Origin of the sequence: Roseococcus sp., assembly GCF_965227005.1 — a bacterium.
Taxonomy (GTDB): Bacteria; Pseudomonadota; Alphaproteobacteria; order Acetobacterales; family Acetobacteraceae; genus Roseococcus.
In genome coordinates this window covers 63,106-84,206 of sequence record NZ_CBDDFJ010000006.1, presented here as the reverse complement: position 1 = coordinate 84,206, position 21,101 = coordinate 63,106, and the positions used below count along the sequence as shown (strand labels likewise).

At 68.9% G+C, this 21,101-nt stretch carries 21 protein-coding genes and 1 tRNA gene; 8 read left to right on the top strand and 14 right to left on the bottom strand.

Features of this window, described 5'->3' with window-relative positions; translation table 11 throughout:
• Positions 1-36 precede the first annotated feature (36 nt).
• Entirely contained in the window at positions 37-1,551 is a 1,515-nt protein-coding gene (locus ACO057_RS02365) for a tripartite tricarboxylate transporter permease (RefSeq protein ID WP_421988744.1), read from the bottom strand.
• Complete coding sequence (locus ACO057_RS02360) at positions 1,552-2,022, bottom strand: tripartite tricarboxylate transporter TctB family protein (protein ID WP_421988743.1); 471 nt, start codon at positions 2,020-2,022, stop codon at positions 1,552-1,554. It lies immediately after the preceding gene.
• Positions 2,023-2,197: 175 nt separating this feature from the next.
• On the opposite strand from ACO057_RS02360, the gene ACO057_RS02355 reads away from it, so the two are divergent.
• Entirely contained in the window at positions 2,198-3,325 is a 1,128-nt protein-coding gene (locus tag ACO057_RS02355) for a Kelch repeat-containing protein (protein WP_421988742.1), read from the top strand.
• Between the two features lie 3 nt (positions 3,326-3,328).
• Here the strand turns inward: ACO057_RS02355 and ACO057_RS02350 are convergent, their stop codons facing one another.
• A complete protein-coding gene (locus ACO057_RS02350) occupies positions 3,329-3,715 on the bottom strand; it encodes a nuclear transport factor 2 family protein (protein WP_421988741.1) in 387 nt (128 codons plus the stop codon).
• A gap of 171 nt (positions 3,716-3,886) precedes the next feature.
• Between ACO057_RS02350 and ACO057_RS02345 the strand changes: the two genes are divergently transcribed.
• Positions 3,887-4,465: a hypothetical protein gene (locus ACO057_RS02345; RefSeq protein ID WP_421988740.1), complete on the top strand. Its 579-nt coding sequence runs from the start codon at positions 3,887-3,889 to the stop codon at positions 4,463-4,465.
• A gap of 100 nt (positions 4,466-4,565) precedes the next feature.
• Here the strand turns inward: ACO057_RS02345 and ACO057_RS02340 are convergent, their stop codons facing one another.
• The 3 genes from ACO057_RS02340 to ACO057_RS02330 are packed head-to-tail and all read right to left on the bottom strand — an operon-like array spanning position 4,566 to position 7,026.
• On the bottom strand, positions 4,566-5,339 hold the full coding sequence (locus tag ACO057_RS02340; protein ID WP_421988739.1) for an SDR family NAD(P)-dependent oxidoreductase: 774 nt from the start codon (positions 5,337-5,339) through the stop codon (positions 4,566-4,568).
• Positions 5,336-6,007: a cyclase family protein gene (locus ACO057_RS02335; RefSeq protein ID WP_421988738.1), complete on the bottom strand. Its 672-nt coding sequence runs from the start codon at positions 6,005-6,007 to the stop codon at positions 5,336-5,338. The genes ACO057_RS02340 and ACO057_RS02335 overlap by 4 nt, the downstream gene beginning before the upstream one ends.
• A 41-nt stretch (positions 6,008-6,048) precedes the next feature.
• Positions 6,049-7,026, bottom strand: coding sequence for a tripartite tricarboxylate transporter substrate binding protein (locus ACO057_RS02330; RefSeq protein WP_421988737.1), 978 nt, complete (start codon positions 7,024-7,026; stop codon positions 6,049-6,051).
• A gap of 179 nt (positions 7,027-7,205) precedes the next feature.
• On the opposite strand from ACO057_RS02330, the gene ACO057_RS02325 reads away from it, so the two are divergent.
• Positions 7,206-8,261: an ABC transporter substrate-binding protein gene (locus tag ACO057_RS02325; protein WP_421988736.1), complete on the top strand. Its 1,056-nt coding sequence runs from the start codon at positions 7,206-7,208 to the stop codon at positions 8,259-8,261.
• A 6-nt stretch (positions 8,262-8,267) separates the two neighbouring features.
• Here the strand turns inward: ACO057_RS02325 and ACO057_RS02320 are convergent, their stop codons facing one another.
• Positions 8,268-8,999, bottom strand: coding sequence for a GntR family transcriptional regulator (locus ACO057_RS02320; protein ID WP_421988735.1), 732 nt, complete (start codon positions 8,997-8,999; stop codon positions 8,268-8,270).
• Between the two features lie 126 nt (positions 9,000-9,125).
• Between ACO057_RS02320 and ACO057_RS02315 the strand changes: the two genes are divergently transcribed.
• The 5 genes from ACO057_RS02315 to ACO057_RS02295 are packed head-to-tail and all read left to right on the top strand — an operon-like array spanning position 9,126 to position 14,194.
• Positions 9,126-10,193: an ABC transporter substrate-binding protein gene (locus tag ACO057_RS02315; protein ID WP_421988734.1), complete on the top strand. Its 1,068-nt coding sequence runs from the start codon at positions 9,126-9,128 to the stop codon at positions 10,191-10,193.
• Between the two features lie 4 nt (positions 10,194-10,197).
• The gene (locus ACO057_RS02310; protein WP_421988733.1) at positions 10,198-11,247 is read left to right on the top strand and encodes an ABC transporter ATP-binding protein; all 1,050 of its coding nucleotides are present in this window, start codon (positions 10,198-10,200) and stop codon (positions 11,245-11,247) included.
• Positions 11,228-12,061: an ABC transporter permease gene (locus ACO057_RS02305; RefSeq protein WP_421988732.1), complete on the top strand. Its 834-nt coding sequence runs from the start codon at positions 11,228-11,230 to the stop codon at positions 12,059-12,061. The genes ACO057_RS02310 and ACO057_RS02305 overlap by 20 nt, the downstream gene beginning before the upstream one ends.
• Positions 12,062-12,077: 16 nt before the next feature.
• Positions 12,078-12,863 carry an ABC transporter permease gene (locus ACO057_RS02300; protein ID WP_421988731.1) on the top strand — a complete coding sequence of 262 codons (786 nt, stop codon included), beginning with the start codon at positions 12,078-12,080 and terminating at the stop codon, positions 12,861-12,863.
• An 8-nt stretch (positions 12,864-12,871) separates the two neighbouring features.
• Complete coding sequence (locus ACO057_RS02295; protein ID WP_421988730.1) at positions 12,872-14,194, top strand: NAD(P)/FAD-dependent oxidoreductase; 1,323 nt, start codon at positions 12,872-12,874, stop codon at positions 14,192-14,194.
• A 62-nt stretch (positions 14,195-14,256) separates the two neighbouring features.
• On the opposite strand, the gene ACO057_RS02290 is transcribed toward ACO057_RS02295, so the two are convergent.
• The 7 genes from ACO057_RS02290 to ACO057_RS02260 form a co-directional block, all read right to left on the bottom strand.
• The gene (locus ACO057_RS02290) at positions 14,257-15,057 is read right to left on the bottom strand and encodes a MetQ/NlpA family ABC transporter substrate-binding protein (protein ID WP_421988729.1); all 801 of its coding nucleotides are present in this window, start codon (positions 15,055-15,057) and stop codon (positions 14,257-14,259) included.
• 59 nt (positions 15,058-15,116) lie between these two features.
• Positions 15,117-15,308, bottom strand: coding sequence for a hypothetical protein (locus tag ACO057_RS02285; RefSeq protein ID WP_421988728.1), 192 nt, complete (start codon positions 15,306-15,308; stop codon positions 15,117-15,119).
• Between the two features lie 670 nt (positions 15,309-15,978).
• Positions 15,979-16,737 (bottom strand): 2-amino-5-chloromuconate deaminase CnbZ, encoded by a 759-nt coding sequence (gene cnbZ / locus ACO057_RS02280; protein ID WP_421988727.1) that lies wholly within the window; start codon positions 16,735-16,737, stop codon positions 15,979-15,981.
• Positions 16,738-16,797: 60 nt separating this feature from the next.
• On the bottom strand, positions 16,798-17,418 hold the full coding sequence (locus ACO057_RS02275) for a response regulator transcription factor (RefSeq protein ID WP_421988726.1): 621 nt from the start codon (positions 17,416-17,418) through the stop codon (positions 16,798-16,800).
• Positions 17,418-19,577 (bottom strand): ATP-binding protein, encoded by a 2,160-nt coding sequence (locus tag ACO057_RS02270; RefSeq protein WP_421988725.1) that lies wholly within the window; start codon positions 19,575-19,577, stop codon positions 17,418-17,420. Before ACO057_RS02270 ends, ACO057_RS02275 begins: the two co-directional genes overlap by 1 nt.
• 171 nt (positions 19,578-19,748) lie before the next feature.
• Positions 19,749-19,824, bottom strand: a tRNA-His gene (locus ACO057_RS02265).
• A 78-nt stretch (positions 19,825-19,902) separates the two neighbouring features.
• Positions 19,903-21,093, bottom strand: a complete 1,191-nt coding sequence (locus ACO057_RS02260; RefSeq protein WP_421988724.1) for an aminotransferase — start codon at positions 21,091-21,093, stop codon at positions 19,903-19,905.
• Positions 21,094-21,101: the final 8 nt, after the last annotated feature.

The following is a 21,101-nucleotide window of genomic DNA, read 5'->3' as shown; positions in this document are numbered from 1 at the left end:
TGTTTTGTTGGACGAATGGTTGTGCGAGCCGCCGTCTCAGCCGGCATTCGCGGGGCTGGCGCGCCGCCGCGGCGAAAGCCGCCGCCAGATCCACGCCACCAGCGGCCAGAACAGCGCGCCCAGCGTGAGGAAGGCCAGGATCGACGACACCGGCCGCTCGAAGAACGGCAGCACGTCGCCGTCGGACTTGATGAGGCTCGTGATGAAGCTCTGCTCCAGCATGCTCCCCATCACGATGCCCAGCACCAGCGCCGCGACCGGATAGCCGTTCTTCTCCATCAGGTAGCCAAGGCAGCCGAAGAGGCCGACCAGCAGCACGGAGAAGAGGTTGTTCCCCGTCGCGAAGGAGCCGACCGCGCAGAGCAGCAGGATCACCGGCATCACCGAGGCCCGCGGCGCGCGCAGCACATGCGAGGCCGTACGGATCATGATGATGCCCATCGGGATCATGATGATATTGGCCAGGATGAAGATGATGTAGAGCGCGTACATGCTCCCCGCGCGCTCGGTGAAGAGCGTCGGCCCCGGATTCAGCCCCTTCATGTAGAGCACGCCGATGGCGATCGCCGTGATGGTGTCGCCCGGAATGCCGAAGAGCAGGCTCGGCACCCAGCCCGAGGCCAGCGAGGCGTTGTTGGAAGCCCCGGCCTCCACCAGCCCTTCGGGATGGCCCGTGCCGAAGAGCTCCGGCGTCTTGGAGAACTTCTTCGACGTCGCGTAGCTGACCCAGGCCGCCATATCCGCGCCCGCCCCCGGCAGCACGCCGATGACGATGCCGACGAAATTCCCCCGCCACATGGGCCATTGGTACTTCTTGGTCAGCTTCCACTGGTTCGCGAGGATCGAGCCGAATCGGCGATGCGGCATCTTGGGCGGCTCGGCCGTGCTCATGGCGCGCATCACCTCGCTCACGGCGAAGACGCCGACCAGCGCGGGAATGGGCTCGATCCCGCCGAGCAGATCCGCCACGCCGAAGGTGAAGCGCGGCGTGCCCGCCGGGTTCTCCATCCCCACGCAGGAGATGAGCAGCCCGAGCAGCATGGAGGCGATGGCCTTGATCGGCGAGGAGCGCGCGACCAGCGTCGCGCACATCAGCCCGAGCAGCGCGAGCCAGAAATACTCATAGGTCGAGAAGGACAGCGCCACCTCGGCCAGAGCGGGCGCCAGCAGCATGAGCGAGAGCGTGCCCACGATGCCGCCGATCGCGGAGAACCACAGACCCGCGCCCAGCGCCAGCTCCGGCTGGCCCTTGCGCGTGCAGGCATAGGCCTCGTCCGTATAGGCGGCGGAGGCGGGCGTGCCGGGGATGCGCAGCAGCGCGCCGGGAATATCGCCGGAGAAGATCGCCATGGCCGAGGCCGTGATGATCGTGGCGATGGCCGCGATGGGCGAGAGCCAGAAGGTGACGGGCACCAGCAGCGCCGTCGCCATCGTCGCGGAGAGGCCGGGCAGCGAGCCCACCACCAGGCCGTAGATCGCCGAGAGGAAGATGGCGATCAGCACGTCCGGCGCGGCGACGAGCTGGAAGCCTTCGAGGAGCGAAGCCATCATCTACCAGGGTGCTCCCAGCAGGCCGTCCGGCAGGGGCACCCGCAGCAGCTTGAAGAAGGCCAGATGCACGAAGAGCGGGGCCACGATGGCGACTGGCAGCGCCAGCTTCACGCTGCCGCGCAGGGCGAGCACGCCGAGGAAGACCATGATCCCGCCGGTGAGCAGGAAGCCCAGCCGTTCGACGGCGAGCATGTAGAAGAGCAGCAGCGCCGGCGGCGTCAGCACGCGCAGGCCGAGACGGGCCATGATGCTGCCGGAATTCTCCTCCGGCTCCTCCTCCACCTCGAAGCTCTGGCCGATGCCGAGCGCGACCAGGGCGCCACAAGCCATGAGGCCGAAGCCGATGAGCATGGGAAAGGCCGCGGGGCCCACATCCTGTCCAGGCACCGCGGGCAGGCGCGATCCCCCCCAGGCCGAAGCGGCGCCCAATACCACCAGCGCACCGCCGGTAATCCGGTCGGATAATTGCACCCCATCGCCTCCCTGGCTTTTTATGGTTGGGGGAGTTTAGGCACGCGCCCGGCCCGCGCCACACCAAAATTCGTGGCTCCCGTCGGGCTTATCGTCCCTAAGCTCTGCCGAAAATAAGGGCATGGAGAGATGTCCATCCGCGCGTTAGGCTGCCTCGACTCCAGGGAGACCGCTCATGAACCGACGCCATATCCTCGGCGCCAGCGCCGCCATGCTTGCCGCCCCGGCGATCGCCCAGACCCAGCATCAGCATCACGGCCCGGCGCTGACGCCGCTGGCTCCCTCGCCGCAGCCCTATGCGAATGTCTTCCAGGGCGGCGCGCCGCATCACATGACGCCGCAGCAGGAAGCGCAGCGCTTCACCGAGAGCAGCGCGCCCGCAGGCCCGGCGGGCCGCTGGGTCGCGCGCGCCGACATGCCGATCCCGCGCAGCGAGATGGCCTGGGCGACGGCCTGGGCCGGGCGCATGCACGTCGTCGGCGGCTATGGCGAAGGCCGCTTCAACCAGGCCTATCACACGATCTACGATCCCGCGGCCGACCGCTGGTACAACGCCGCGCCCCTGCCGCGCGGGGCGAACCACGTCGCCGTCGTGGCGGATGCGGGGAAGGTCTATGCGCTGGGCGGCTTCATCCAGCAGAACCGCCTCTGCGACGACCTCGCCTATGTCTACGACGTGGCGGGCAACCGCTGGGACGAGATCGCGCGCCTGCCCCGCCCCCGCGCCGCCTCGGCGGCCGTCGTGCTCGGCGGAAAGGTGCATCTCATCGGCGGCGCGACCGACCCGGCCGACGAGCGCGCCAGCGTGGGCTGGCACGAGGTCTATGATCCCGCGACCAATCGCTGGGAGCGTCGCCGCCCCCTGCCCGCCGCGCGCGACCATGTCGGCTGCGTCGCGCATAACGGCCAGATCCATGTCATCGGCGGGCGCTTCAACACCTTCCAGTACAACACCGCCCTGCATCACGTGTACCTGCCGCAGGGCGACACCTGGGAGCTGCGCGCGCCCTTGCCGACCGAGCGCTCGGGCCACGGCATGGTGGTCTATCGCGACCGCTTCTTCTGCATGGGCGGCGAGGGCGGCATCCTGCAGAACGGCGTGCCGCGCGACGCGAAGGTCTTCGGCCAGATGGAGAGCTACGACCCCGCCACCGACAGCTGGCAGAAGCACGCGCCGATGCTCACCCCGCGCCATGCGGTGGCGGCGACGGCCATCGGCGACTGGATCTACGTCGCCGGCGGCGGCGCGGTGCTGGGCGGGATGGTGCAGTCGGCCATCCACGAGGCGTTCACCCTGGGGTGACGATCAGGCCGTGACCGTCTTGATGTAGGTGTCCTTCTTGGTGACCTTTCCGTCGCGGAAGCCGTAGATGTCCACGCCGTACCACTCGTTCACCTTGCCGTCCCGCCCGGTCGACATGCGGTGCCATTGGGTGACGGCCTGGTCGTCCCCGATGATGAGCGCGGGGGCGCGCGGCTTCCAGGCGGCATCGGGCGTCTCGGCGAAGACCTTCTCGAAATAGCCGCGCACCTCGTCCGGGCCGGTATAGGTGTCGCCCTTCAGGTCGCCGATGGCGTTGATGAAGACGCCGTCGGGGGCGAAGAGCGCGGCGATCGCGGCGGCGTCATGCGCGCGGAAGGCCTTGCCGATCTCGGCCAGGATCTCGGTGACGGGGATCGTCGTGGTGCTCATCTGTCCTCCTCCATGCGGCCGGGGATGCCGCCGCGAGGACCATTGGCAACCCGGCGGGTCGTCGGCGTCAAGGCGCGGCGGACGCGCCGCGCGGGGGCCTTGAAATCGGCCCATTCCGGGACGGATATGACGTGATTGCACCCGAAAACCCGCCCATCATCCAGGCTGGCCATGTCATCAGATCAACCACGGAAGCTGCGCCGGCTGGCGCGACGGATCTTCGCCCTGCCCCTCATCGCCTTGGCGGTGATCTGGGCGCTGCTGGAGCTCACCCTCTGGCGCTGGCTCACGGCGCTCGGGCGGCTGATGGCCCGCGTGCCGGTCTTCGCGGCGCTGGAACGGCTGGTGGAGCGGCTGAGTCCCGGCTGGGTGATCGCGATCTTCGTGATCCCCTTCGTCCCGCTGATCCCGATCCTGAAACTGAGCGAGCTCTGGCTGCTGGCCCACGGGCACTATGTTTCGGCCGTGGCGCTCATCGTCGGGACCAAGGTCGTCGGCGCGGCGTTCTCCACGCGCGTCTTCGCCATCGCCCGCCCGAAGATGCTGCAGGTCGCGTGGTTCGCAAAGCTGTACCACGCCGTGACCTGGCTGCTGGAGCTCGGCCACAGCACGCTGGAGGGGATCGCCGCCTGGCGCGTGGCGCGGGACTGGGTGCATCGCGCGAAGCAGCGCCTCACCTCCGGCGGAAAGGGGATGATCCGCCGCGTATGGGATGCGGCGCAGCGCTGGGTGCGGCGGAAGACCCCCTAGAGTCTTCTTCGTTCGCAAGGGCTCACTTCGAAGTCTCTAGCTCTTTGTTTTTACGAGAATCTTTACCCGATCAGACGATTCTGTCTGATCGGGTGATGCTCTAGGCACCCTCCGCCGGGTCGTACATCACGCCCGCCGCCGCGAAGCCGCCATCCACATTGAGGATCTGCCCGGCGATGAAATCGCACTCCTCGCCGCAGAGGAAGGCCACGGCGCCGGCGATATCGGCCGGCGTCCCGTAGCGCTTCACGGCCATGCGATCGAGGAAGGCGCCACGCTGGCGTGGGCCATGGGCGGTGCGGGCGATCTGCGTCGGGCCCGGGGCCACGCCATTCACGCGGATGCCCAGGGGCGCGAGCTCCACGGCCAGCACCTTCGTCAGCGTCTCGATGCCGCCCTTGCTGGCGCCGTAGGCCGCCCTCCCCGTGCCGCCGAACTGGCCGGAGACGGAGGAGATGGTGACGATGCGTCCGCCGCCCTCGCCGCGCGCCATCGCGCGCGCCGCGGCCTGGGCGGAGACGAAGCAGCCCACCAGATTGGTGCGGATGATGCGTTCGAAGGCCTCCAGCGTCATCTCCAGCACGGGAATGCGATCGGTGATGCCGGCATTGCAGACGGCGATGCGCAGGCGGCCGAAATGGGCCTCGGTGGCCGCGACGGCGGCCGCGGCGTCCTTGGGCGAGGCCGCGTCCATCCGGAAGGCCAGCGCCTTGCCGCCCGATTGCATGATCGCTTCCGCCGTGCGGTTCGCGGCGTCGAGATTGAGGTCGGCGACCAGCACGCCTGCGCCCTCCGCCGCGAGCCTTTCGGCGATGCCCGCGCCGATACCCGCGCCGCCGCCCGTGACCAGCGCCGCCTGCCCGGAGAACCTCATGCCGCATCCTCCATCACGATGACGCGCGCGGGCGCGCCGTCGCTGTCGGGGAGCTTGAGCGGGAGGCCGATGACGGTGTTCCGCGGCTGCGTCAGCGCGCCCATGTTGCAGAGGTATTCGAACATGATGATGCCGCGCGCGAGCAGATGGTAGTGCGTGACGTGTTCGGGCAAAGGCGGGCGCTTCTCCCCGGTGAGGAAGTAGCGGATGCAGTGGTCCTGCGGGAAGTCGAAGCCGACGGCCTTGATGCCGCGTTCGCGCAGCCAGATGGAGGCCTCGGCCGTCATCCAGGGGGCGTTGAGCCAGAACTCCGGCGTGTCGATGCTGGCGCGCTCGTCCCAGCGGGCCCGGATGAGGGCGAAGTCGCCCGGCTGGAGATGCGCGCCCGCTTTCGCGATGGCTTCCTGCGTGATGGGTGAATTGGCCGGCACGTCCGAGATGTCCACGACGGCGCCGGGCCCGGTGGTCATGTCCAGGGTGATGGCGTCGGTGGTGAAGCCTTCGGGATCGACGTGGCGCGGGCTGTCCATATGGGTGAAGGCATGGACGTTCCAGCCGGCCCAGGTGGCTTGGCCGCCGCCGGTGTCATGCGTCTTGGCGAAGCGCCGATCGACCTCCCATCGGAAGTGGTCGGTCTTGATGGGCGTCGAGAGGTCGATGAGTTTCATGAGGGCCTGTGTGATGCGGATCGGAAGGGAGAAGCGGGGGTTCAGCCGTCCTTCCAGGGTCGCTCGCGCCAGAGATTGCGCAGCGCTTCCTGCTCGCGGAAGACGACTTCCCGCGTCTCGTCGGGATTGCGGTAGCGCAGCGGAATGAAGAGCCGCTCCGCCTCCGCGATCCAGAGCGGATCGCGCATGGTGTTCGCGATCATCTCGGCGAGCCGCTCCTGGATGGCGCGCGGCGTGGCGGCGGGGATGACGAAGCTGCGGACCACGCCGGTGTCGAGCGGATAGCCCGCCTCCCGGAAGGTCGGCACATCGGGGGTCATGGCGAAGCGCTCGCGGCCGGCGGCGGCCAGGGCGCGGACGCGGCCGTCGCGCATCAGCGACACGCTCTCGCCCATATTCATCGACGCGACCTCGATCTGGCCGGCGATGAGCGCCGTGACGCCCGGCGCCTGGCCCGCGAAGGGGATATGGTTGAGCTGGATGCCGGCCGCGCGCTCCAGCCCGATCATCAGCAGGTGGTCGTCCGAACCGATGCCCGCGGTCGCCACGGCCACGCGGCCGGGATTGGCCTTCGCATGGGCCACGAGGTCGGCGACCGTCCGCCACGGGCTGTTGGGCGCGACGAAAAAGCCGCCCGGATCCTCCACGATGGTGCCGAGATAGGCGAAGTCCTCGAGCTTGTATTGCGGCTGCCGCTCGATGGTGACGGTCTGCAGGCTCGGCGTGATGACGACGCCCAGGGTGTAGCCGTCGGGCGCCGATTGCGCGGTGGCGGTGTAGCCGATCTCGGCGCCCGCGCCGGGACGATTGACGATGACGAAGCGCGCGCCCGGCAGGTGCCGCTGGAAATGCGGCGGCATGGCGCGGATGTTGATGTCGGTCCCGCCGCCCGGCGGGAAGGGCACGATGATCTGGATGGGACGCTCGGCCGGCCAGGCGGGCTGCGCCGAGGCGATGTGCGGTGCGGCCAGCGCGGCGCCCAGGCCCGCGCCAAGGACGCGACGGCGTGATGCTTCCATGTTCTGCTTCCTCATCCTTATAATCTTCTGGTCGGGCGAACCCCGTTGGGACGGAAAACTAGCAGCGGCTCGCCGTGCCGCAAGCAGGAACGGGGCGAAGATGGCCGATGGACTCGCCAGCTCCTTTGCCGATCTAATGCGCACGCCGCGCCTCGCGCGCCAAAGGATGGAGCTTGCACATGAGCCATTTGGTCGGACGACGCCCCCTTCTGCTCTTGAGCGGCGGCCTCCTCAGCCCCGCCATCGTCAGCGCGCAGACCACGCCCCCCAAGCCCGACCGCATCGTCGTGAACGCCTCGGGCGGCGCGATGAATTCCATATTCCGCCGCAGCTATTTCGCCGCTTTCGAGCGCGAATTCGGCATTCGCGTGGTCGACACCTCTCCGGTGGATTTCGGCAAGCTGCGCGCGATGGTCGAGAGCGGCAACCCCGAATGGACCTGCACCGAGATCGGCGGGCAGGACGCGGTGCGGGCCAAGCAGCTGAACCTGCTGGAGCCGATCGACAATGCGGTGGTCGACCGCTCCGACTATCCCGAGGTCGCGCGGGATTCCCACATCCTCACCGCCTCAGCCTATTCCACCGCGCTGGGCTATCGCACCGACGTCTTCCCCAATAACAGCCAGCCCAAGGGCTGGGCCGACTTCTGGGATGTGCGCCGCTTTCCCGGCCCGCGCTCGCTGCGCAACCACCCCACCGACAACCTGGAATTCGCGCTGCTGGCCGACGGCGTGCCGCTCGACCAGATCTACCCGATCGACATGGACCGCGCCTTCCGCAGCCTCGACCGGATCCGCCCGCACATCACCGTCTGGTGGAGCACCGGCGCCCAGCCGGCGCAGCTGCTGGTGGACCGCGAGGTGGTGCTGGCCTCGGGCTGGAACGGGCGCTTCTACGAGCTCACGCGGCGCGGCGCGCCCGTCGCGACGGACTTCACCGGCGGCAGCCTCAAGAGCGGCTCCTTCGGCATGCCGCGCGGCACGCGGCAGTCCTATTGGGGCCAGCGCTTCTTCTCGGTCATGACGCGGCCGGAGCTGCAGGCCGTCTACACCACCGAGATGGGCTATCCCGGCCTCAACCGGCGCACGATGGACCACGTGCCCGCGGAGCTGCATCCGCTGATGTGCACCGCGCCGGGCAACATCGAGAAGCAGTTCTGGCTCAATGTCGAATGGTGGACGGAGAACGCCGCCGCGGCGCAGGAGCGCTGGAACCGCTGGATGCTGCGGCGCTGAGGAGCGCTAGGCCAGGCTTCGCCGCCTGCGCGCCGGGGCGCGCAGGCTGTCGAAGCCGGCATCCGTCGCCGGGTCGTCGGCGAAGTGCATCTGCTCCAGCAGATAGGCCGTCGTGTTCTCGATCTCCGTCTTCAGCAGCGCCGAGGCCGTCTCGCCGTCACGCGCCCGGAGCGCCTCCAGGATTTCCGGATGCCGGTTTTCCGTGGGGACGCGCCCGGTGATGATCCAGCGCGCGTCCCAGAAATGCGGGCCGCGCCGCATCCACAGCGCCTCGATGATCGAGAGCAGCATCGGCGCCGCGGCCGCGTGATACAGCATGAAGAGGAAATCGCGATCCGCGCGCAGCACCTCGGCCGGATCATTGGCTTCGCGCGCCACCCGGCCGGCGCGGATGATGCCCTCCATCTCATCCAGCCGCGCGCCCTCGATCAGCGGCGCGGCCAGGCGCACCGCGAGCGGTTCCAGCTCCGCGCGGATCGTCCCCAGTTCCTGGAAGGCCGCCCGGCTCAGCCGCGGCACGATGGCCGTGCCCGAGGGCAGCACATCCACCGCCTGCTCCGTCGCGAGCCGCCGCAGGGCCGTGCGCGCGGGCATGGCGCTCGTCCCCAACGCCGCGGCGATCCGCCGGATGGAGAGCTTCTGGCCGGGCTCGAAGGCGCCTTCCATCAGCGCCTGCCGGAGCCGGCGGTAGGTGGTCTCCTCCAGAGACAAGGGCGAGAGGTCGGAAGCGGCTTGCATGGCTGGAATGTTTGTGATCACGATATGTCAGTATTTGGGATGGCAAATGTCGAAAATGGCAAGGCACAGTTTCCCGGCACTCGCGGCCCAGTCACCAGCTTCCTTCGAGAAAGCCAAGAGCCCCGCATGACAATTCGGACCCATCGCCGCGGCCTTCTCCAGGCGGCGGGCGGAATCGTCGCCGCCGGGCTGCCGCTGCCCGCCTTCAGCCAAAGCGCCGCCCCGCCCAAGCCGGACCGCATCGTGGTGAACGCCTCGGGCGGCTCCATGACGAACAATCTCCGCCGCTTCTACTTCAGCGAGTTCGAGCGCGAGCACGGCATCCGCATCGTCGACAGCTCGCCCGTCGACTTCGGCAAGCTGCGGGCCATGGTCCAGAGCGGCAATCCCGAATGGACCGTCACGGAAATCGGCGGCCAGGATGCCGAGCGCGCCAAGGAGCTGAACCTCCTCGAGCCGATCGACACCTCCGTCGTGGACCTCTCGCGCTATCCGGCGGCCGGGCGTCAGTCCCATGTCTTCGTCGGTGCCGTCTCCTCGACGGCGATGGGCTATCGCACCGACGTCTTCGCCGGGGGCAGCCAGCCGAAGGGCTGGGCGGAGTTCTGGGACGTCCGCCGCTTCCCCGGCGCGCGCTCGCTGCGCAACCACCCGGTGGACAACCTGGAATTCGCGCTGCTGGCCGACGGCGTGCCCAAGGACCAGCTCTATCCGCTCGACATGGACCGCGCCTTCCGCAAGCTGGACGAGATCCGCCCGCATATCGCGGCCTGGTGGTCCACGGGCGCGCAGCCGGCGCAGATGCTGATCGACCGCGAGGTGGTGCTGACCAGCGGGTGGAACGGGCGCTTCTACGAGCTGACACGGCGCGGCGCGCCGGTCGCCACCGAATTCACCGACGGCTCGCTCAAGACCAGCGCCTGGGGCATCCCGCGCGGCGCGCGCAATGCCTATTGGGGCCAGCAGCTGTTCCAGACGCTGACCAATCCCCGTCTCCAGGCGGCCTATGCCACGGAACTGTCGTATGCCGGGCTGCACCCCGATACGATGAACTTCGTGTCAGAGGAGATCCGTCCGATGCTGCCAGCCGCGCCGGTCAATCTGCAGAAGCAATTCTGGATGGATCTCGCCTGGTGGACCGAGAACGGCGCGAGGGCGCAGGAGCGCTGGACGCGCTGGATGCTGCGGCGCTGATCGGATGAAGCTCAACGTTCAGGGTATCGTGAAGCGGTTCGGCGCGGTCACCGCGCTGAACGGCGTGGATCTCACCGTCGAGGAGGGCGAGTTCCTCACCATCCTCGGGCCCTCCGGCTCGGGCAAGACGACCCTGCTGAAGGCGGTCGCGGGCTTCGAGGCGCCAGATGCGGGCAGCGTGCGCCTCGGCGACAAGGACGTGACCTCCGCGCCGGCGCGCCATCGCAATGTCGGCATGGTGTTCCAGAACTACGCGCTCTTCCCGCATCTGACGGTGGCGCAGAACCTCGCCTTCCCGCTGGAGATGCGCGGCGTGGGCAAGGCCGAGATCGCGCGGCGCGTGACCGAAACCCTGGCCCTGGTGGAGCTCGGCAGCTACGCCGAACGCCTGCCGCGCCAGCTCTCGGGCGGGCAGCAGCAGCGGGTCGCGCTGGGCCGCGCGGTCATCTTCAACCCCTCGCTCCTGTTGCTGGACGAGCCCTTCGGCGCGCTGGACCGCAAGCTGCGGGAATCCCTGCAGCTGGAGGTGCGGCGCCTGCAACGCCGGCTGCAGCTCACCACCCTCTTCATCACGCATGACCAGGAGGAGGCGCTCATCATGTCCGACCGCATCGCGGTCATGGACCAGGGGCGCATCCAGCAGCTCGGCACGCCGGGCGAGATCTATGATTTCCCGGTGTCACGCTTCGTCGCCAATTTCATCGGCGAGTCCAACCTCATCGAGGGTACCGCCCTCGGCGATCAGGTCAGCATCCCCGGCTTCGGCGCGCTCGCGCTGAAGGCCCCGGCCTCGGGTCCCGTCACCCTGCTGCTGCGGCCGGAGGCATTGCGCCTGGGCGCCGAGGCGCAGGCCGCCCCCTGCCGCGCCACGGCCACCGTGCTGGAGACGATCTTCCTCGGCCTGTCGGTGAAGCTGCGCCTCAAGCCGGCCGAGGGCCCCGAGATGCTGGCCCGCCTGCCGCTGCGCCCCTCCGACCCACCGCCCGCCGCCGAGGGCTCCACCGTCGCCATCGGCTTCCGGCCGGAGGACGTGCATGTCGTCCCCCGCGGTTAGGCGCGAGCGCGCCCTCCTTGCGATGGGCCTGCCGGCGCTACTGCTGCTCGGCGCGCTCTTCGCCTGGCCGGTGCTGCGGCTGCTCTCCATGGCCGTCGAGGACGGAACGCTGCACCAGATCGAGCGCGTGGTGCTGGACGACCTCTATATCGCGGTCCTCTTCGACAGCCTGAAGATCGCGGGCCTCGTCACGGTCATTTGCCTGGTCGTGGCCTATCCGCTGGCCTTCTGGCTCACCCGCGCGAGCCGTCTCGGTCTCGCTTTGGGAATGTTCGCCCTTCTGCTGCCCTTCTGGACCAGCGTGCTGGTGCGGACCTATGCCTGGATGGTGCTGCTGGGCCGCAGCGGGGTGATCAACCGCCTGCTGCGCGACTGGGGGCTGATCGATTATCCCCTGCCCTTGCTGCACAACCTCGGCGGCGTGCTGATCGGCATGGTGCATGTGCTGCTGCCCTATATGGTCCTGCCGATCTATGCGGCCCTGCTGCGCATCGATCCCGATCTGCCTCGCGCGGCCGAGGGGCTGGGCGCGCCGCGCTCGGCCATCTTCCGAAGGGTGATCCTGCCGCTCTCGCTGCCTGGGGTGGCCGCGGGCTGCGCGCTGGTCTTCGTGCTCTCGCTCGGCTTCTTCATCACCCCGGCGCTGCTGGGCGGCGGGCGCGTCATCATGATCGCCATGCTCATCGAGCAGCAGGTGCGCGAGTTGCTGGACTGGCCCTTCGCCGCCGCGCTCTCCGTGGTGCTGCTGGTGGTGACCCTGGCCATCTACGCCGCCATCAACCGGCTGACGAAGGGGGCGCGCCTTGCCTCGTAACGGTGCTCGCGCCTCCTTGGGCAACTGGCTCCTCGCGGCCTTCGCGACGCTGGTCTTCGCCTTCCTGATGCTGCCCTTGCTGGTGGTCTTCCCGATCTCCTTCTCGTCGGCCTCCTATCTGCAATTCCCGCCGCCCGGCTTTTCGCTGCAATGGTACGAGCGCTATTTCGGCGATCCGGACTGGATCGATTCCACGATCCGCAGCTTCCAGATCGCGGCCCTCTGCACGGCGCTCTCGATGTCCCTGGGCGTGCCGCTCTCCTTCCTGCTGGTGCGCTCGCGCCGGCGCGGCATCTGGCTGCTGGACCGGCTGGCGGCGGCGCCCATCATCGTGCCGACCATCATCCTCTCGATCGGGCTCTACAGCGTCTTCGCCAAGCTCCAGCTGATCGGCGCCTGGTACGGCATCGCCGTCGCGCATACCGTGCTGGCCCTGCCCTTCGTGGTGATCCTGGTCGGCGCGGGGCTGCGCGGCTTCGACGAATCCCAGGAGCAGGCGGCCATCGGCCTCGGCGCTTCCTGGCCGACGGCGATCTGGCGCATCACTCTGCCGCAGCTGCGCCCCAGCCTGATTTCGGCCGGCTTCCTCGCCTTCATCTCCTCCTTCGACGAGCTGGTGGTGGCGATGTTCCTCTCGGGCGCGGAGAAGACCCTGCCCAAGAAGATGTTCGACAACATCATGATGGAGATCGACCCGACCATCGCGGCCGTCTCCGTCACGCAGATCCTGCTGGTCGCGGTCTGCCTCGGCCTCACCACTCTCTTCGGCAAGGGCGCGCTGGCCACCACCATGTCGCGCTGAGGACATTCATGAGCCCCATCTTCCATCCCGAGTTCAAATCGACGCCCTATTGGTGGGACGCGCTCCCGGCCGGGGAACCACCGCAGGAGGACCTCCCCGCCCGCGCCGATGTCGTCATCATCGGCGGCGGCCTCACCGGCCTGAACTGCGCCATCGAGCTCGGCCGCGGCGGCGCCCATGCCGTCGTGCTGGAGGCCGAGAAGCTCGGCTTCGGCGCCTCCACCCGCAACGGCGGCGGCGTCTCCGGCGGCAACGCCATCGGCAAGGGGCTCTCCGGCGCCAAGGGCCGCTCGGGCGAGACCGCCGACGAGCTGGTGAAGTCCATGATCGGCGATGCCGTCGAGGGGCTGAACCACATCGAGAGCATCGTCGCGCGCGAGAACATCGACTGCCACTACGCGCGCACCGGCCGCTTCATCGGCGCCTTCACGCCCAAGCACTATGCCGGCATGCAGGCCAAGATGGGCCAGCTCAACGACCTGGCCCAGGCCGACGCCCACATGGTCCCGCGCGAGCGCCAGCGCGAGGAGATGGCGACCGACTATTACTACGGCGGCATGGTCATCAACCGCACCGGCAAGATCCATCCCGCGCTCTATCATTGGGGGCTGATGGAGGCCGCGCGGCGCCACGGCGCGACGCTGGTTGGCCACACGCGCGCGGGAAAGCTGACCAAGCTGGCGGACGGCTGGCGCGTCGAGACCAACCGCGGCTCCATCGAGGCGCGCGAGGTGGTGATCGCCACCAACGGCTATACCGGTGACATCACGCCCGACCTCAAGCGGCGGCTGATGCCCATCGCCTCGCACATCATCGCGACCGAGGTGCTGGACCCCGGCCTGGCCGCGAGCCTGATCCCCAAGATGCGCACGCTGGCCGACAGCAAGCGCATCCTTTGCTACTACCGGCTCTCACCGGACGGCACGCGGGTGCTCTTCGGCGGGCGGGCGAAGTTCACCCAGGTCTCGCCCGAGGTCTCCGCGCCGCTGCTGCATGCGATGATGCTGGAGCGCTGGCCGCAGCTGAAGGGCACGCGCGTGACCCACGCCTGGACGGGCAATGTGGCCTTCGCCTTCGACTACCTGCCGCATATGGGCCAGACGCAGAAGGGCCTGCACTACGCCATGGGCTGCAACGGTTCGGGTGTGGCGATCCTGTCCTATCTGGGGGCGGAGATCGGCAAGAAGATCCTGGGCCAGGCGAACCGCGTGATCTCCTTCGACGGGCAGGACTTCCCCACCAAGCCCTTCTACTCCGGCAACCCCTGGTTCCTGCCCATGGTCGGCAACTGGTACAAGTTCCGCGACTGGCTGGACCGAAGGCTCGCCTGAAAGGCGTGAGCAGATCCCGATCAGGCGGCGCTGCCTGATCGGGTGAAGATGCTCGAAAAGCCCTAGGCGCCCACGATCACCGCGCCCCCGAAGGTCGCCTCCACGAAGGCCTTCACCTCCGGCCGCGCATAGCCCTGGGCGATCCGCCGCGCCCAGGCGGCGTTCTCATCCGCGCGCCGCACCACCACGAGGCAGGTATAGACGCTCTGCTCCGTCTCGCGGGCCAGGGCGTCGCGCAGCGGGTTGAGCCCGGCCGGCACGGCGAAATTGCCGATGATGGCCGCGGCGTCCACGTCGTCCAATGCGCGGACGATGGAGGCGGCCTCCAGCTCCACGATGCGGATGCGCTTGGGATTGGTCGCGATATCCGCGACCGTCGCGCGATGATCGGCGCCGGCGCGCAGGGTGAAGGCGCCGTTCTGCGCGAGAAGCAGCAGCGCGCGGCCGCCATTGGTCGGATCGTTCGGGATGGCCACGCGCGCGCCGTTGGGCAGGGCGTCCAGGCTGCGATGCTTCTTGGAGAAGATGCCCATCAGCGTCAGCACCGTCTTGCCGACCGGCACGAAATCATAGCCGCGCTGGGCGCGCTGCGCTTCCAGGAAGGGCAGGTGCTGATAGGCATTGGCCTCCATGTCGCCGCCGGCCAGGGCCGCATTGGGCTGGATGAAGTCGCCGAATTCGATCGAGCGCGTGAAAAAGCCGTCAGCGGCCAGCAGGTCGCGCACCTTCTCGAAGGTCTGCGCGTGAACGCCCTGGGTGACGCCGACGCGCACCGGGCGGGCCTGCGTGCCGAGCTCGGCCGTCTGCGCGAGAGCGAGGCCGGGAAGGAGCGCGGGCAGGGTCAGGATGGAACGGCGCAGCATGGGATATCCTCCGGGAGACGTGAGGGCGCTCTTCGGGCCGGGGCCCGGTCGGGTCAAGATCAGTGGCGCGGCGGCGCGGGATGATGGCGGCGCAGATGCGAGCGCGCGGCGGCCGCGATCTCGCCGGCGCTGCCGAAGCCGGTGCGGTCGAGCGCCGAGAGCCGGTGGTCGATGGCGATCAGGAACCAGCCGGCATCGCCCTGGGCGGCGACGGCGATAAGCGCCCCCTCCTCGATGACGGGAACGGACAAGCGCATGTTCATTTCCGGCGCCGGAGCGGGACCGGAGGGCCAGAGTTCCGCCGCGGCGGATCCGCCGGCACGGATGTCGAGGGGAAAAGGCGGCATGTCGTCGTCCTGAGTGTCGAACCGGTGGGGCATTTCGTCGGCGAAGGCGGCCATTCAAGGCCGGTCACCGTTAATTCACCGTTGACGAGACAAACATGGCCGAAGCTGCACCTCAGGCCAGGACGGCCACGCCTTCGATCTCGATTGGGGAAATCGCCGATCCTGCTCGCGGCGCCATTCGTGCCGTCTCGTGATGCCTCCGCTTCACGCCTCGGCCACGCTATTCCACGCAAATGTTGTTGGTGCGGATCACCTGGGCATAGGTCTCGGCATAGCGCGCGATCTCGGCACCGAATTCCCGCCCGGGGCGCGCCAGGACCGTGAAGCCGGCCTCCTGCAGGCGCCCCTTACCTCGGGCCGGTTGAGCGCGACGATCCAGGCCGCCTCCAGCCGTTCGCGCGCGGCCCGCGGCGCGTCACTTCGCGTGATCAGCCCGAACCAACTGTCGGAGAGCAACAGCGGCAGGCCGAGTTCACCCATGGCGGCGGGCGAGACGAAGCGCGTTCATCCCCGGACCTCCGGGGCGGGTTGGCGCGATCCTCGCCGAGCTTTGCCCATCGGGTTCTGCAGCCGATCAGGTCCTGGGCAGCACGCGTTCCGTCAGCACGCCGCGGCAATCCATCTCATATTCCAGGTCCTGCACGGGCGGGCGGCAGAATTGCCAGGTGAGGCCATGCCGCGCGGCACCGCGGGCCACGATCTCGCTGGCGAGGAAGGGATGGAGGTCGTGGACGGTATAGGCCTGAACCGCCGTTGTATCGGCCCAGCCGAAGCCCAGCGCCGCCATGCGCCGCTCCATCTCGCCCAGCACGAACTGGCCCTTGCGCAGCAGGCCGGCGGGAGAGAGGTCGCCCAGCGCAACGGTGTTGTCGCGGTAATTTCCCTTGCCTTCCTGGGACTCGCCGCTGCCCGCGACGACGAAGCTCGGCGGCGCATCGGCCGCGGGCACCACGAAGCTGAAGGCATGGAAGCCGGGCTCGCCCGGAGGCGAGATCTCCGGGCAGACATTGCTGCGCGCCACGGGATTATGCCCGTCGACGAAGATGCCCCATTCGGTCAGCACCGCGCCGTAGATCTTGTTGAAATCGGCAAAGCCCTGCTCGGTGAAGGGTGCGGGCGAGCGCATTTCGCAGGCGCAAAAGGCGGTCTTCGCCACGCCCGCCGCCGCCAGAACCTCAGCTATGCGCGCGAAGCCCGCGGCCATCGGCACGGGGTCGGCGAAGCGCACGCGCTCGATGCGAAAGCCGGGCTCGGCCGCCACCCCCGCGGAATACTGATAGACGCCGGGGACGAAGCGAAAGCCGCGACCGGCGGCGAGGATTGTCGAGGACATTCGGCGGGCTTCTCCGGACAAGGCGGCGGAATGCTGGCCCGGCCTCACCCCGGCGGCAAGCTATGCCGGCTGGCCGATCCCGCCCGCAAGCCCGATCCGCACCGCCTCGGGCAAGCTGCGCACGCCAAGCTTCTCCATCAGATTTGCCCGATGCACCTCCACCGTGCGCGGGCTGATGCCGAGCTCGAAGCCGATCACCTTATTGGCCTTGCCCTCGACCAGCGCCGCCAGCACCTCGCGCTCGCGCGGCGAGAGCGCGCCGACCTTCGCCTGGGCCTGCAGGCCGAGCTGCTTGCGGCGATCCACCTCGCGCAGGGAGGAGAGCGCGCTGCCGACCGCGCCCAGGATGCGCTCCTCGGCATAGGGCTTCTCGACGAAATCCAGCGCCCCTGCCCGCATGGCCCGCACCGCCAGCGGAATGTCCCCATGGCCGGTCACGATCACCACGGGCAGATGGATCTCCCGCCGCGACAGCACTTCCATGAGCGAGAGCCCGTCCATCCCTGGCATGCGCACGTCGAGCACGATGCAGCCCTGGGCCAGCGGTGCATCTTCCGCCGCCAGCAGGATCGCCTCCGCGCTGGCATAGGTCTCGACCTGATGGCCCGTCGAACGCAACAGCATGGCGAGCGATCGGCGCACCGCCGTGTCGTCGTCCACCACATGCACCACGCGATCCATCAGACGGAACCCTCCAGGCCAGTGAGCGGCAGATCGATGCGCATGATGGTGCCGCCTTCTTCGGGGGACAGGAGCGTGATCCGGCCGGCATGCGCCTCCACGATCGCGCGACAGATGGCCAGGCCGATTCCCATTCCCCCTTCCTTGGTTGAAACGAAGGGCTCAAAGAGACGCTCCCTCACCTCCGGCGGCAAGCCCGGTCCGGCATCGGCGAAGAGCAGCACGGCCCTGTCCCCATCCCGCCGGAGGGACACGGAAAGGCCGCGCTCCTCCAGGCCTTCCGTCGCCTCGATGGCGTTGCGCAGCAGGTTCACGAAGACCTGCTGGAGCTGCACCTCGTCGGCCATCACGTCGCAGCCGGTGATGGCGAGATCGAGCGCGATGGGCAGGCTTTCCTCGCCGCGCGCGGCGCAGGTCAGCGCCACGCCGTCGGCGACCAACGGGCCGAGGGCGACATGCCTCTGCTCCGTCCCGCCGCGGCGGATGAAGTCGCGCAGGCGGCGGACGATCTCGCCGGCGCGCTGCGCCTGGGCGGCCGCTTCCTGCATGGCCTCGCGGGCCGCGGCGATGCGCTGCGGGTCGGGCTGGTCGTCCTGCAGCCAGCGCGCGCCGGCGCGGAGGAAATTGGCCACCGCGGTCAGCGGCTGGTTCAGCTCATGCGCCACGCCCACGCCCATGGCGGTGAGGCTATCGGCGCGGGCGATGCGGCGCATCGCCTCCTCGGCGCCGCGCAGGCGCTCCTCGGTGGCGCGGCGCAGCGTGATGTCGCGCGCGACGCTGACGAGGCCCGCGATCCGTCCGGTGGAATCGCGCCAGGGGGCCTTCACGGTGAGGTAGGTTCGCAGCTCATGGCCATGGCCGGGCAGCACCACGCGGTTCTCGTATTCCTGGGTGATGCCGCTGTTCATCATGGCGCGATCGGCCATCGTCAGCTCGCGCGCCGCGTCGGGGTGGATGAGCTCGGCATCGGTGCGGCCGATCACCTCGTCCTCACTGCGGCCGAAGGCGCCGGCGGCGGCACGGTTGACCAGCACGTAGCGCAGTTCCGTGTCCTTCACGAAGATGGCCTCGGGCACGGATTGGACGACGGATTTCAGCAGCCGCCGCTCGTCCTCCGCCTCTCGGGCGAGCACGAGATTCTCCTCGGCGGCGCGGCGGGCGGCCTCAGCCTCGCGGCGGGGCGCGTTCTGGGCGGCGATGACGGCGGCCGCCAGCGCCTCGAACTCCGCGATGCGGGCCACGCCGGCCGGCTGGACGGCCGCGCCTTCCACAAGGTTCACGAGCGGCGTCATCAGCCTCTGCATCAGCCAATAGGCGGCCGCCAGGCCTAGCAGCAGCAAGGCGGCCGAGAGGCCTCCGCGCCAGAGCACCGCCGGCAGCCAGGCCGCCCGTTCCTCGGTGAGGCCGGCGCTGGCCACCACGACCCAGCCGTTGATCGGCAGGCGCTCGAAGGCCAGCACGGCCGGCAGGCCATCCAGCCCCTCGCCGCGGATGATGCCCCGCCGCCGCTCGCCGATCGCCTCGGAGAGCCAGGCCGGGCCCGTTCGCGTGAGCGTGCGCTCCGGATCGGGCTGGCGCGCGACCAGCCGGTTCCCCGGGCCCAGGATGAAGGCGGTGGAGCCCAGGCCCTCGGGAAGCAGCTGCAGGGGCTGCTCCAGCCGGCCGGTCGCCATCGGCATGGCCAGCGCGCCCAGGATCTCACCGCCGCGGATCACCGGCACGGCGACGATCGACAACGCGCGGTCGATTTCGGGCATGTAGACGGGCGGCACGAAAGTGGGCCGGCCGCTGCGGATGGACATGACGGAAGCCGCGCCGTTCGCGACGCTGGGCAGCGGCCCGCCGAGCGGCTGGCCCGAATTCATTGCCTGCTGAACCATATTGTCCCTGGTCACCAGGATGACGAAGGTATCGAGCTGCGAAGCAACCTCGCGGGCCTGCCGGTGGAAGGCATCGAGCCTCCAGCTTTCCCGATCCAGATGCGGCGAGGTGGCGAGGGTGGAAAGGACGAGAAGCGCGCCTTCCAGCTCCTCGTTCACGGCCAGGGCGGCCGCGCGCGCGCTGGTTCTGAGGTCATCCTCGGCCTGCTTCTGAAGACGAATCGCGAGATCGAAGGTCATCGCGCCACCGATCAGCAGGGCAGGCAGAAGCAACGCCACGCCGAGCAGCACCAGATGGCGGCGCAGTCCACTCGCGGGCTGCCTGCGATTCTGTGGAGTCCCTGACAAATCCCGCCCCGCCTCAGCAACCGCCAGATATGGCAGAGGCCTCGAGCTTCGTCCAAGCGGCGGATATAAATCCGCCGCTTGAAGGAAATAACAAAATTGGGATGGGGCGATCGACGGGGCTCGAACCCGCGACATCCAAGACCACAACCTGGCGCTCTGCCAACTGAGCTACGACCGCCGCACGGCGCGCTGGATAGGCCCTGCGTGGCAGATGCGTCAAGCCGGGGGTCGACGCAAAGGCGATGTCCGGTCCGTGTCAGCCCGCCGCGCGGTGCGTGGCGGCCCGGCGTTCCATCCAGGCGCCGATGCGCGAGAGCGCCTCGCGCAGGACGCTCTCGTTCTTGCAGAAGGCGAAGCGCGCGTAATGATTCGGCGGATTCTCGCCCGCGTAGAAGGCCGTCACGGGGATGGCCGTGACTTTCGCCTCCTCGGTCAGGGTGCGGCAGAAGGCCACGTCGTCGCCGCTGAAGCCGATGGAGCGGATATCCGCCGTGACGAAATAGCTGCCCATGGCCGGCAGCACCTGGAAGCCCAGCGCCGTCAGGCCCTGCGCCAGCAGGTCCCGCCGGTCGGAGAGCTGGTCCGACAGGCCGGCGAAATAGGCGTCGTCCTTGGCAAGGCCGACCGCCACCGCGCGCTGCAGGTTGGGCGGGGTGGTGAAGGTCAGGTTCTGGTGCGCCTTGGCGACATTGGGCGCCAGCGCCCGGTCGCAGGTCACGTAGCCGACCTTCCAGCCGGTCAGGTTGAAGGTCTTGCCGGCGCTGCCGACGCGCAGGCAGCGCTCGCGCATGCCCGGCAGCGTCATCAGCGGGATGTGGCTCCAGCCGTCATAGGTGAGGTGCTCATAGACCTCGTCGCAGATGGCGTAGCAGTCGTGGCGCTGGATGAGGTCGGCGATGAAGGCGAGCTCGGCCGTGGTGAAGACCTTGCCGGTCGGGTTCATCGGCGTGTTGAAGAGGATCGCCTTGGTCTTCGAGGTGAAGGCGGCGGCCAGCTCGTCGCGCGGCAGCTCCCACTTGGGCGGGTTCAGGCGGACCAGCTTCGGGATGGCGCCGAGCAGCTTCACCACCGGCAGATAGGTGTCGTAGAGCGGCTCGATGAGCACGACCTCGTCGCCCGGATTGAGCACGGCCATCAGCGAGGCGGTGATGGCCTCGGTGGCGCCGGAGGTGACGACGACCTCGGCATTGGGGTCCACCTCGATGCCGTAGAAGCGCTTATTGGCGGCGGCCACGGCCTGGCGCAGCTCGGGCACGCCGGTCAGGGGCGGATACTGGTTGCGGCCATCCATCAGCGCGTCGGCCGCGGCCTTCAGCACGTCGGGCGGGCCGTCATAGTCGGGGAAGCCCTGACCGAGATTGATCGCCTGATGTTGCACCGCAAGGGCGGACATGACGGTGAAGATGGTCGTCCCCGTGGCGGAGAGCAGTTCGTTCATGGGCTTCATCGGCTTTG